The sequence below is a fragment of the Kosakonia arachidis genome (genome assembly GCF_900116535.1).
Lineage (GTDB): Bacteria > Pseudomonadota > Gammaproteobacteria > Enterobacterales > Enterobacteriaceae > Kosakonia > Kosakonia arachidis.
In genome coordinates this window covers 1,107,455-1,119,567 of the sequence record NZ_FPAU01000001.1, presented here as the reverse complement: position 1 = coordinate 1,119,567, position 12,113 = coordinate 1,107,455, and the positions used below count along the sequence as shown (strand labels likewise).

13 protein-coding genes and 1 other annotated feature are annotated in these 12,113 nt (G+C 49.7%); of the genes, 1 reads left to right on the top strand and 12 read right to left on the bottom strand.

Features of this window, described 5'->3' with window-relative positions; translation table 11 throughout:
* Positions 1–14: 14 nt before the first annotated feature.
* From BM427_RS05440 to thrS, 12 genes are all read right to left on the bottom strand, one after another.
* Positions 15–479 carry an NlpC/P60 family protein gene (locus tag BM427_RS05440; protein WP_090119871.1) on the bottom strand — a complete coding sequence of 155 codons (465 nt, stop codon included), beginning with the start codon at positions 477–479 and terminating at the stop codon, positions 15–17.
* Between the two features lie 78 nt (positions 480–557).
* Positions 558–1,307: a vitamin B12 ABC transporter ATP-binding protein BtuD gene (gene btuD / locus BM427_RS05435; RefSeq protein WP_090119869.1), complete on the bottom strand. Its 750-nt coding sequence runs from the start codon at positions 1,305–1,307 to the stop codon at positions 558–560.
* Positions 1,307–1,858 (bottom strand): glutathione peroxidase, encoded by a 552-nt coding sequence (locus BM427_RS05430; protein WP_090119867.1) that lies wholly within the window; start codon positions 1,856–1,858, stop codon positions 1,307–1,309. The genes btuD and BM427_RS05430 overlap by 1 nt, the downstream gene beginning before the upstream one ends.
* A gap of 28 nt (positions 1,859–1,886) precedes the next feature.
* Positions 1,887–2,873: a vitamin B12 ABC transporter permease BtuC gene (gene btuC / locus BM427_RS05425; protein ID WP_090120691.1), complete on the bottom strand. Its 987-nt coding sequence runs from the start codon at positions 2,871–2,873 to the stop codon at positions 1,887–1,889.
* Between the two features lie 99 nt (positions 2,874–2,972).
* Positions 2,973–3,272: an integration host factor subunit alpha gene (ihfA, locus tag BM427_RS05420; protein ID WP_006820203.1), complete on the bottom strand. Its 300-nt coding sequence runs from the start codon at positions 3,270–3,272 to the stop codon at positions 2,973–2,975.
* A 4-nt stretch (positions 3,273–3,276) separates the two neighbouring features.
* The gene (gene pheT / locus BM427_RS05415) at positions 3,277–5,664 is read right to left on the bottom strand and encodes a phenylalanine--tRNA ligase subunit beta (protein ID WP_090119865.1); all 2,388 of its coding nucleotides are present in this window, start codon (positions 5,662–5,664) and stop codon (positions 3,277–3,279) included.
* Between the two features lie 14 nt (positions 5,665–5,678).
* Positions 5,679–6,662, bottom strand: coding sequence for a phenylalanine--tRNA ligase subunit alpha (pheS, locus tag BM427_RS05410; protein WP_090119864.1), 984 nt, complete (start codon positions 6,660–6,662; stop codon positions 5,679–5,681).
* 92 nt (positions 6,663–6,754) lie between these two features.
* Positions 6,755–6,879 (bottom strand) — a sequence feature (Phe leader region).
* On the bottom strand, positions 6,830–6,874 hold the full coding sequence (gene pheM, locus BM427_RS25660) for a pheST operon leader peptide PheM (RefSeq protein ID WP_001386830.1): 45 nt from the start codon (positions 6,872–6,874) through the stop codon (positions 6,830–6,832). Its footprint overlaps the feature before it by 45 nt.
* A 119-nt stretch (positions 6,880–6,998) precedes the next feature.
* Positions 6,999–7,355 (bottom strand): 50S ribosomal protein L20, encoded by a 357-nt coding sequence (gene rplT / locus BM427_RS05400; RefSeq protein ID WP_007760430.1) that lies wholly within the window; start codon positions 7,353–7,355, stop codon positions 6,999–7,001.
* A 48-nt stretch (positions 7,356–7,403) separates the two neighbouring features.
* Positions 7,404–7,601, bottom strand: coding sequence for a 50S ribosomal protein L35 (gene rpmI / locus BM427_RS05395; RefSeq protein ID WP_001124225.1), 198 nt, complete (start codon positions 7,599–7,601; stop codon positions 7,404–7,406).
* Between the two features lie 92 nt (positions 7,602–7,693).
* Entirely contained in the window at positions 7,694–8,236 is a 543-nt protein-coding gene (infC, locus tag BM427_RS05390; RefSeq protein ID WP_090119862.1) for a translation initiation factor IF-3, read from the bottom strand.
* Between the two features lie 3 nt (positions 8,237–8,239).
* Positions 8,240–10,168 (bottom strand): threonine--tRNA ligase, encoded by a 1,929-nt coding sequence (gene thrS / locus BM427_RS05385; RefSeq protein ID WP_090119861.1) that lies wholly within the window; start codon positions 10,166–10,168, stop codon positions 8,240–8,242.
* A gap of 530 nt (positions 10,169–10,698) precedes the next feature.
* On the opposite strand from thrS, the gene BM427_RS05380 reads away from it, so the two are divergent.
* Positions 10,699–11,841, top strand: coding sequence for a glycosyltransferase family 9 protein (locus BM427_RS05380; protein ID WP_090120690.1), 1,143 nt, complete (start codon positions 10,699–10,701; stop codon positions 11,839–11,841).
* The last annotated feature ends 272 nt before the right edge of the window (positions 11,842–12,113 follow it).

Sequence of the window (12,113 nt, the reverse complement as noted above, 5' to 3'; positions counted from 1 at the left end):
CGGCTAAGCTGCGTTTAAATGCGTCGCGCCTGCCAGAAATTTTTCCGCCAATAGACGTTATCCAGTGAAGAACGCATCACGCCGCGACTGGTGGAAGCATGAATAAATTCATTGTCAGTATCATAAATTCCAACATGTAACCCGCTTTCGCCGGAGCCGGTTTTGAAGAACACCAGATCGCCAGGTAATAAATCATCTTTGTCGATTTTCGTGCCGATCTCAGCCTGCTGGCGCGTTTCACGCGGTAGCTGAAGCGCAAATTTGTCGCGAAAAGTCATCATCACAAACCCGGAACAATCGACACCTGAACGTGTCACGCCACCGTAGCGATACGGTGTACCTCGCCACTCACGAAGTTGATCGTTCAGACCCGCGATCACCGTGATCGAATCTGACAACCTTGGGTTAGGTGGCGGAGCTCGATGAGAACTACATCCTGCAAGGAACAGCGCAGCCACCAGAAGAAACCAGATACGCATTCTGGATCTCGCCTCGTACTTTATTTTTATCGGAATAATTTACAGTGTGAATCAGTTGCGTGGCAAGTCACCTTTTCGTCACGTCGCCGGGATCAGCACACGATGCCCATCTACGTCGAAACGGCGAAAAGCCATACCGTAAGCTTCCGCCAGATGAGCAGGCGTCAGCACCTCTTCTTGTTTGCCGCTACCCAGTAACCTACCGGCGCTCATTAACCATACCTGCTGCGCATGGCGCAGTGTATGGTTGAGGTCATGGCTGCTCATCACGACAGTCACTCCACCGCTTACCAACTCCGATATAAGCTTGTCCAGCGCAGCCTGCTGCGCCACATCAAGACTATTCATTGGCTCATCCAGCAACAGCAACTGCCCTGAGGGATTCACCGCCGGGTGGATCTGTAAAATTACCGCAGCCAACCTCACCCGCTGCCATTCACCACCGGAAAGTTGATTGACTCTACGGCTAAGCTTGTCACCCAGCCCAAGCTGGGCGGCAATTTGCCCCAGGCAGCGGGTTTGCGCAGTATCGCGCTGATGCAACAGCAAATAGTGCCAGACTGGCATGGCAAAGGGCGGCGTCTGCTGCTGGGCAAGGTAAGCGCGATGTTGTGCCAGCGCCAGAGAAGGCCATTGTTCCAACGAGCGGTTGTTCAATAACACCTCGCCCTGCCCGTCAGATAAACCAGCAAGTCGGGAGAGTAGCGTACTTTTCCCGGCACCATTTGGTCCGACCAGATGCAAAATCTCCGCCCGATCAACCGATGCCGTAATCGGCCCCAGCCTGCCTGATTCTCCCACATCTTGCAGTTGCAACAGCGCTGGCATTATTTCACCAGAGCCAGTTTAACAGCCTGTTGCAAAGACGGATCTTCCGGGGTCATATCCGGCGAGAAACGCTGGATCACAAGGCCGTCGCGTCCAATGAGGAATTTTTCGAAATTCCATAGAATATCACCCGGCTCTTTCGGCGCACGGCCTTTACTCTCCATACGCGCATAGAAACCGCTTCCTTCTGGTGTTACAGCGGATGGCGCGGCAGCGATCAATTTTTTATACAGCGGATGACGCGCGTCACCATTCACTTCAATTTTGCTGAACATCGGGAACGTCACGCCGTAAGTGGTGCTGCAAAAAGTTTTGATCTCCTCTTCCGAACCCGGCTCCTGGCCAAGGAACTGATTGCAGGGGAATCCCAGCACCGTGAAGCCTTCATCGCTGAGCGTTTTTTGCAGGTTTTCCAGTTGTTCATATTGCGGCGTCAGGCCGCATTTAGATGCCACATTGACGATCAGCAACACTTTGCCGCGATAAGCTTCCAGTGTGGTCTGTTCACCATCAATAGTCGTGACTTCAGTATTCAGAATATCCTGTTGCATAGCGTACCCTTCGTTGATGTTATGAATTTCAGGCTTCGCGCCCGACCTTTAATAATAACCAGATAAACACGGGCGCGCCCAGCGTCGCCGTGACAACGCCGATAGGTAACTCAGCGGCCCTGAGCGTCAACCGGGCAACAATATCGGCTAACAACAACGCCACTGCCCCCGCCAGCGCGCAAGCAGGAAGCAATACCCGGTGATCGGTCAGCCCGCAGAGACGTAAAATATGCGGGATCACCAGGCCAATAAAACCAATAGCTCCCGCCAACGCAACGCTGACGCCTACCATCCAGCCCGTCGCCACCACCAGCAAATTTCGCCACAGCCACAGCGTCAGCCCTAACTGCCGCGCGGATATCTCCCCCAGAGCCAGAACGTTCAGCGGTTTTGATTGAAAACAGACCCAGATCATCGCCGGTAACAACGCCACCATCAGCCAGCTTTGTTGCCAGTCAACCCCACCAAAACCGCCCATCATCCAGTACATAAGCTGGCGTAAATCGAAGGAGGTAGAAAAGTAAACCGCCCACGTCATTAACGCGGTACAGATAATGCCCAGCGCAACACCAGCAAGCAGCAGGCGGCTAGTGGTGAGATGATCCCGGGCGAAACGTAGCAAAATAAGTGTCACGCTCAGCGCTCCGGCAATAGCACTCACGCCCAGCATCCAGCCAGGTAACATACCACCGCCCAGCAGTATAGCGGCAATCAGCCCGACGCCCGCGCCACTTGAGACTCCCAGCAATCCTGGCTCCGCCAGCGGATTTTCAAAAAGTGCCTGCATCACTGCGCCGCAAAGCGCCAGCGCGGCACCCACCAGCACCACAGCCAACGTGCGGGGAAGACGAATTTGCCAGACAAAGAGCTGACCATCAGGAGTAAACCAGCCGCCAGGAGCGATCCATTTCTCGCCCGCGCAGAGGCTAATAAACACAGAGAATAATAAAAGCAGCAATAATCCGCCAAGCCAGAGGCGATTTCGTTGCTGTTGGAAATGAGCGTATGCCAGCATGTTAACCATTTTACCGTCAGTCAGGTGACTGATTTTATGATTGATGCCGGACGCTGAAAAGAAAAAAGGCCGCAGGGCGGCCTTTTTAGTTAGTTCATATCATTCAGCTTTGGGCGAAGCGTTTTCAACACGGCTCTTTAACTTCTGACCGGGTCTGAAGGTCACCACGCGCCGGGCTGTAATGGGAATATCTTCGCCCGTTTTCGGGTTACGCCCCGGACGTTGATTTTTGTCACGCAAATCAAAATTGCCAAAGCCGGACAGTTTTACCTGCTCACCGTTTTCCAGAGCACGACGGATCTCTTCGAAAAACAGCTCTACCAGCTCTTTTGCGTCCCGCTTGCTAAGCCCGAGCTTATCAAACAGATATTCTGACATTTCAGCTTTTGTAAGCGCCATAGGTTCAATCCCTCAATGAGGCCTGGAATCGCTCTTTTAATGCCTCTACACATCTGGCAACGGTAGCGGCAATCTCCTCTTCTTCGAGTGTACGGTTGGTATCCTGAAGGATCAGGCTAATGGCAAGGCTCTTATACCCCTCCGCTACGCCCTTACCGCGGTACACGTCAAATAAGTTTACGCCAACTACCTGATTTACGCCAACTTTCTTACACTCGGCCAAAACATCTGCTGCATGCACATTTTCAGCCACAACAACCGCGATATCACGACGGTTCGCCGGGAAGCGTGAAATATCCTGAGCTTGAGGAACCACGCGGTCTGCGAGCGCATTCCACTCCAGCTCAAACACCAAAGTGCGACCATTCAGATCAAGCTTACGTTCCAGTTCCGGATGCATAACACCAATAAAACCAATACGTTTATCTTTCAGATAAATCGCCGCAGATTGTCCCGGATGGAGTGCCGGATTTGTTTCTGCGCGAAATTCAATGGCGGATAATTTGCCCGTCAGCTCCAGAACGGATTCCAGATCGCCTTTCAGGTCGAAGAAATCCACGCTACCTTTCGCCAGATCCCAATGTTCTTCATAACGGTTGCCACAAATGGCACCAGCCAGCATGACATCCTGACGAATACCAAGATTTGCCTGGGTATCAGGAACAAAGCGCAGACCCGTTTCAAAAATACGTACTCGGCTCTGCTGGCGGTTCTGGTTATAAACAATAGTACTCAACAAACCAGTCCACAGCGACAGACGCATTGCCGACATTTCGCTGGAGATGGGACTTGGCAGAATCAGCGCTTCTTCGCCAGGATGGATCAGTTGCTGCAATTTCGGATCAACGAAACTGTAGGTGATCACTTCCTGGTAGCCTTTGTCATTGAGCATGGTTTTCACACGCTTCAGCGACAGATCCGCTTCACGGTGTTCGCCCATGACCAAACCGGCTTGAACCGGCGCATCCGGAATGTTGTTGTAGCCGTAAATACGTGCCACTTCTTCCACCAGATCTTCTTCGATTTCCATATCGAAACGCCAGCTTGGCGCGACAGCCAGCCATTCATCCTGGCCCTCAGTGACTTCGCAACCAAGGCGCTTCAGGATATCACTGACCTGCTCATCGGCAATATGATGACCAATCAGGCGATCCAGCTTGCTGCGACGCAGACGAATGGTCGCACGTTTCGGCAGAGTAGCGTCGTTCGTGACATCAATGATCGGACCCGCTTCACCGCCGCAGATATCCAGCAACAGGCGAGTTGCGCGCTCCATGGCTTTGTATTGCAGTTGTGGGTCAACACCGCGCTCATAACGATGTGAAGCATCAGTGTGCAGCCCATGACGTCGTGCACGACCGGTAATAGAGAGTGGATTGAAGAAAGCGCATTCAAGCAGTACGTTCTGGGTTTCGCTGTTCACACCAGAGTGTTCACCGCCAAAGATGCCGCCCATCGCCAGCGCTTTGTTATGGTCAGCAATGACCAGCGTATCCGCATTGAGTTTCGCTTCGCTACCGTCCAACAGCACCAGGGATTCGCCCTCTTGTGCCATGCGCACTACGATGCCGCCGTCCAGGCGATCGCGGTCAAACGCATGCATCGGCTGGCCCAGTTCCAGCAGAACGTAGTTGGTCACGTCCACGACCGCATCGATTGAACGAATACCGCAGCGACGCAGCTTCTCTTTCATCCACAGCGGAGTTGGCGCTTTAACATTGATCCCCTTCACTACTCGCCCGAGGTAGCGCGGGCAGGCATCTGCAGCTTCCACTGTGATCGGCAGCGTGTCGATAATTGTCGCACTGACCGGGGAGATTTCCGGTGCAATGAGCGGGGACTGATTCAGTACCGCCACATCGCGCGCGACACCAATGATCCCTAAGCAATCCGCACGGTTCGGCGTGACGCTGATCTCAATGGTATTATCATCAAGTTTCAGGTATTCACGGATATCGGTGCCAATCGGTGCATCTGTCGGCAATTCGATAATACCGTTGTGATCGTCAGAAATACCCAGCTCAGAGAAGGAACACAGCATACCTTCCGACGGTTCACCGCGTAGTTTCGCCGCTTTTATTTTGAAGTCACCAGGCAGCACCGCCCCGACTGTCGCCACGGCGACTTTCAGGCCCATACGGCAATTTGGCGCGCCACAAACGATGTCCAGCAGGCGATCGCCGCCAACATTTACTTTCGTCACGCGCAGTTTGTCTGCGTTCGGGTGCTGAGCGCACTCCATTACTTCACCGACCACAACACCATGAAACGCCCCGGCAACCGGTTCTATGCCGTCCACTTCCAGCCCAGCCATGGTGATTTGTTCTGACAGCGTTTCACTGTCAATAGCTGGATTGACCCATTCGCGTAACCACAGTTCACTGAATTTCATTGTCTTGCCTGCCTTTATTTAAACTGTTTGAGGAAACGCAGATCGTTTTCGAAGAATGCGCGCAAATCGGTAACGCCGTAGCGCAGCATGGTCAGACGCTCCATCCCCATGCCAAATGCGAAGCCGGAGTAAACTTCCGGATCAATTCCAACATTACGCAGTACGTTTGGATGCACCATGCCGCAGCCCAACACTTCCAGCCATTTACCGTTTTTGCCCATCACATCGACTTCTGCAGACGGTTCAGTGAACGGGAAGTAAGACGGGCGGAAACGAATTTGCAGATCTTCTTCAAAGAAGTTAAGCAGGAAGTCGTGCAGGGTACCTTTCAGGTTAGTAAAGCTGATGTTTTTATCTACGATCAGCCCTTCCATCTGATGGAACATTGGGGTATGCGTTTGGTCATAATCGTTACGGTAAACGCGTCCAGGGGCGATGATGCGAATTGGCGGCTGCTGATTTTCCATGGTACGAATCTGCACACCGGAGGTCTGGGTACGTAGCAAACGCGTCGTATCAAACCAGAAAGTATCGTGATCCGCACGTGCCGGGTGATGACCCGGAATATTCAGCGCGTCAAAATTATGGTAATCGTCTTCGATTTCCGGGCCGGTAGCGACGGTAAAGCCCAGTTTACCGAAGAAACTCTCAATACGATCGATCGTACGGGTTACCGGGTGTAATCCCCCATTCTCCACGCGACGACCCGGCAGGGAGACATCGATGGTTTCGGCAGCCAGACGTTCATTCAGCGCAGCATTTTCCAGATCCGATTTACGGGCATTCAGCGCTTGCTGAACTTGCTCTTTTGCTTCGTTGATCACTGCCCCGGCAGCCGGGCGCTCTTCTGGCGGCAGCTCACGCAGGGTGGTCATCTGAAGGGTCAGGTGCCCTTTTTTGCCCAGGTATTCGACGCGGACATTGTCCAGAGCGGCGACATCTGAAGCATCGTTAATGGCTGCCTTCGCACTGGCAACCAGCTCTGCGAGATGTGACATGATTTTCCTCGTTATGTGGCGATATTCATTCGTCGCACTTATGTACACTAAATCATTCAAGTTTCAGCGAGGCAGCTTGAAGGATGACGTGTATAAAAAAAGCCTCCACCAGGGAGGCTTTTAGGCGCTGTTTTCCGTTTCTTCTTTCACGCGCTAGCCTCCCGGATTCAGGTGCTAAAGTAAAAAAAGAAGCGGAAAATAGCAGCATTCATGCTTGCGTTACCTTAACAGGGTAAGTGACGATGATGGACTATTGAAAACGCACCACTGCAAAATGTCAATGTATTGATAACTTTAAAGCAAAAGAGGGAGCCAGGCTCCCTCTCTTAAACTGGCTTATGCCAGAGCTGCTTTCGCTTTTTCAACCAGTGCAGAGAATGCCACTTTGTCGAATACGGCGATGTCAGCCAGGATCTTACGGTCGATTTCAACAGAGGCTTTTTTCAGGCCGTTGATGAATTTGCTGTAAGAGATACCGTTCTGACGTGCTGCTGCGTTGATACGTGCGATCCACAGTTGACGGAACTGACGCTTTTTCTGACGACGGTCACGATAAGCGTACTGACCAGCTTTGATAACAGCCTGGAAGGCAACACGGTAAACGCGTGAACGCGCGCCGTAGTAACCTTTAGCTTGTTTCAAAATTTTCTTATGACGTGCACGTGCCATCACACCACGTTTTACGCGAGCCATATGCTCTCTCCTGTATCTATATTCTTAAAAAAGTTAAAGGTTAACGACTTATGCGTACGGCAGGCACGCGATTACCAGACCCAGATCGCCTTTAGAAACCATGGCTTTCGGGCGCAGGTGACGTTTACGCTTAGTAGCTTTTTTGGTCAGAATATGACGCAGGTTAGCGTGCTTGTGCTTAAAACCACCTTTACCGGTTTTTTTGAAGCGCTTAGCAGCACCGCGTACGGTCTTAATTTTCGGCATTTTTTAACTTCCACTTCGCATTGTTAATAAACGAAACAAAGGCGAACCAAACCCGTGAGTCTGAGGCCCACAGGTTTAATTACTTGATGGCCTTACTGTTTCTTCTTCGGAGCAAGCACCATAATCATCTGGCGGCCTTCGATCTTCGTTGGGAAAGATTCGACAACTGCCAGTTCATTCAGATCGTCTTTCACGCGATTAAGCACTTCCATGCCGATCTGTTGGTGAGCCATTTCACGACCGCGGAAACGCAGTGTGATTTTGGCCTTATCGCCCTCTTCGAGAAAGCGAATCAGGCTGCGGAGTTTTACCTGATAGTCGCCTTCATCTGTACCAGGCCGGAATTTAATTTCCTTAACCTGGATAACTTTTTGCTTCTTCTTCTGTTCCTTAGAAGATTTGCTCTTTTCATAGAGGAACTTGCCGTAATCCATTATACGGCAAACGGGCGGCTCGGCGTTAGGGCTAATTTCAACTAAATCACCCCCGGCTTCTTCAGCTTTTTCCAGAGCTTCTCTCAGACTCACAATACCAAGCTGCTCGCCTTCCAGACCTGTTAAGCGAACTTCCGTGGCGCGAATTTCGCCGTTGATACGATTGGGACGCGCCGTTTGAACTCGTTTTCCGCCTTTAATACTTTATTCCTCCAATTGTTTAAGACTGCGGCTGCGAATCTCTTGCTGCAGCTGCTCGATAACATCATTTACGTCCAGGCTCCCCAGGTCTTTACCACGGCGGGTGCGCACGGCAACTTTGCCGGCTTCAACCTCTTTGTCACCGCAAACCAGCATATAAGGGACACGACGTAAAGTGTGCTCGCGGATTTTAAAGCCTATCTTCTCGTTTCTCAAGTCTGCTTTTACACGAATGCCCGCATTTTGTAGTTTACGCGTCAATTCATTAACGTATTCAGACTGTGAATCGGTGATATTCATGACCACTACCTGCACCGGCGCCAGCCAGGTTGGGAAGAAGCCAGCGAACTCTTCAGTCAGGATGCCGATAAAGCGCTCCAGAGAACCAAGAATCGCGCGGTGAATCATCACCGGAACCTGACGTTCGTTGCTTTCGCCTACATATGAAGCATTCAGACGAGCTGGCAGAGAGAAATCTAGCTGTACTGTTCCGCACTGCCATGCACGATCGAGGCAGTCATATAAGGTAAATTCAATTTTCGGACCGTAGAATGCGCCTTCACCCAGTTGGAACTCAAACGGGATATTGTTCTCTTCCAGCGCAACCGCCAGATCCGCCTCAGCACGATCCCACATCTCATCGCTACCGATACGTTTTTCCGGGCGAGTAGAGAGTTTGACGACGATTTTCTCAAAACCGAAGGTGCTATACATATCGTAGACTAAACGAATACATGCGTTCACTTCATCACGCACCTGCTCTTCCGTACAGAAGATATGGGCGTCATCCTGAGTGAAGCCACGTACGCGCATCAACCCGTGCAGCGCACCCGAAGGCTCATTGCGATGGCAGCTACCGAACTCAGCCATACGCAACGGCAGATCGCGGTATGATTTTAAGCCCTGGTTGAAAATCTGTACGTGACCCGGGCAGTTCATCGGCTTGATACAATATTCACGGTTCTCGGAAGACGTCGTAAACATCGCATCTTTGTAGTTGTCCCAGTGGCCAGTTTTTTCCCACAACACACGGTCCATCATGAATGGGCCCTTCACTTCCTGATACTGGTATTCTTTTAGCTTAGAGCGAACAAATGTTTCCAGTTCGCGGAAGATAGTCCACCCATCATTATGCCAGAAAACCATACCCGGCGCCTCTTCCTGCATATGATACAGATCGAGTTGCTTACCGATTTTACGGTGATCGCGTTTTGCCGCTTCTTCCAGGCGTTGCAGATAGGCATTCAGCGCTTTTTTATCTGCCCACGCGGTGCCGTAGATACGCTGCAACATCTTGTTGTTGCTGTCGCCGCGCCAGTAAGCCCCTGCTGTTTTCATCAGTTTGAAGTGATGGCAGAAACGCATGTTAGGTACATGCGGCCCACGGCACATGTCGATGTATTCTTGATGATGATACAAGCCCGGTTTGTCATCATGAGCAATGTTCTCATCAAGGATGGAAACTTTGTAGTTTTCTCCGCGTTTGACAAAGGTCTCGCGCGCTTCCTGCCAGCTCACCTTTTTCTTGATGACGTCATAGTTGGTTTCGGCGAGCTCATGCATACGCTTTTCAAGCGCATCGATGTCTTCCTGTGTCAGGGTGTGGTCAAGATCAACGTCATAATAGAAGCCGTTATCAATAACCGGGCCAATCGCCATTTTGGTATTCGGCCACAATTGCTTGATCGCATGGCCTAACAAGTGTGCACAGGAGTGACGGATAATTTCCAGACCATCGTCATCTTTAGCGGTGATGATGGCGAGATTGGCGTCACTGCTGATAATATCAGAAGCATCAACCAGTTCACCATTAACGCGGCCAGCGATGCAGGCTTTCGCCAGTCCTGGACCGATATCCAGCGCAACATCCATAGGGCTTATGGCGTGGTCGTAATGGCGTTGACTGCCATCAGGAAGAGTAATTACAGGCATTTCATTTCCTTATTTGCAGTGGTGCCCCACACGAAAGAGCACATACAAAATTAAATAATTTATTTATATCAGCATGTTAAGGATGTTTATTTGCTTCACTCTGCAAACTGCGCACACCAGGTTGTACGAAAACCTGACTGTGCCCATCCCCACCTGTTGATAACGCCCAACAATAGTACACGGCATTGCGGCGACATAAAAGCGTGAACAGAATCATATTCCTGCACACAGCGCAAGGATGAGTCTGGTGATGCCCTCATGGCACACGAACAACAATAAATTCGCCTTCAATGAAGGCTCCCACAATACGGCAATTATACAAGTCAGCCGTTTTATATGAGCTATCGGAAAAACACAGCGAATTCACATTTTATCTATCATCTCTTCAATTTCCCATGATATAATCAAAGGAAAAATATCAACCATCTTACTGGAATAACTAAAAATTTTGGATGAATGATTTTTACCGTCCTGCGCCCTCGTTAGAAAAAATAGCAGGAATGTTTATTGTGAACAAAGAAAAGGTAGTAATGATGCAACAAAAAGCAACAGAGATGCCTGTTGGAAAATTTAAAAAAATAAGAGCCCTCAACAGGCGACGTAATTACTTTATAAAAAAAATACGTATGCTGCTACGCGTTTATATCGCGAAAATGCTATGGGACATCCCGGCCCGAAGCGAACTGGATTTAACCTCAGCGAGAAAAGTTCTGTTAATACGCAACGAAGGGGCAATTGGCGATGTCGTCGTCGATTCCGCACTGGTTAAATGTCTGCACAAATCAGGATATATCGTTGATTTTCTGCTGACAAAATCAAACAGTCAGGTCATGCGCTATAACCCCTACATTCGCCATATCTACGAGGCGGAAAATGTCACGTCCTCCAGCTATCGCCAAAAATTCACCCATAATGTCCCCCGTTCTGTTATTACTGAGTTAGCTAATAATAAATATGATATTGTTATTGATCCGACACTGTTGGGTATCCCGGTACATCGACTGTTGTTGTTAAGACAAATAAAAGCCAAAGCTGTGTTAGGATTTAATAAATGGCCCTCGATAAACCATTATACAAAATCCTTTGATTTTGATTGCGCAAACTGGCATGTCAGTAAAACCTTTTCTCTCATCGCAGACTATCTACAGTTAGATAAAAAACAACTGGGAACTTATGACCTGCATATCCCAGAGGATATTTATGCTGAAACGCAACAATTTCTGGAAGACATCGAAGGCCGTAAGATTCTCATTAATATCTTTGCCAGTAATAAGGATCGATGTTTATCCCAGACGCAACTCGCGGAAATTATTGAACAGTTGCAGTCCACCTATCCTGCGGTAAATATTATTCTGCTCGATCACCGCAAAGAGATCCACCTGCCCCTTCCAGACAGAGTCGTCGTAAATCCCTTTAAAACCCTGCATCATGCGATGGCTCTTATTGCGCAAGTCGATCTGATTATCTCGCCTGATACCTCGATCGTGCATATAGCTGCAGCCTGGCAGAAACCACTCATTGCTATCTACAAAGATGTACGCCTCAACAATCAGCTTTGGGCGCCGGGATATGAAGAAGCAAGGCAGATCATCATAAAACATGGAAAGGTACATCAAAAACAGGATATTGCCAGTTTAATCATGGCGGAAATTGATCCTGTCCGCTTGCGGTAAAACATTTCCTGCGTGAATTGTCAGTCACAGCAACTGACAATTCATCAAGTTAGCTCCCGATACAACCCATCGAGTTGTCACAACAGCAGTACCCGTCCACTACAGTTTCGGCCTGCCACAGAAAAAAACATACAAAACGAAATTTTCGAGATATAACAGCAAATGGGTGTTTTTTTATTCACCCCAGCGTGGCAGATCTGAACGTCTGAAAACAGAATATTAATAAACGGCAGTGATGATTGTTATTGAAAAAATGCTTAAAAATTAATCGC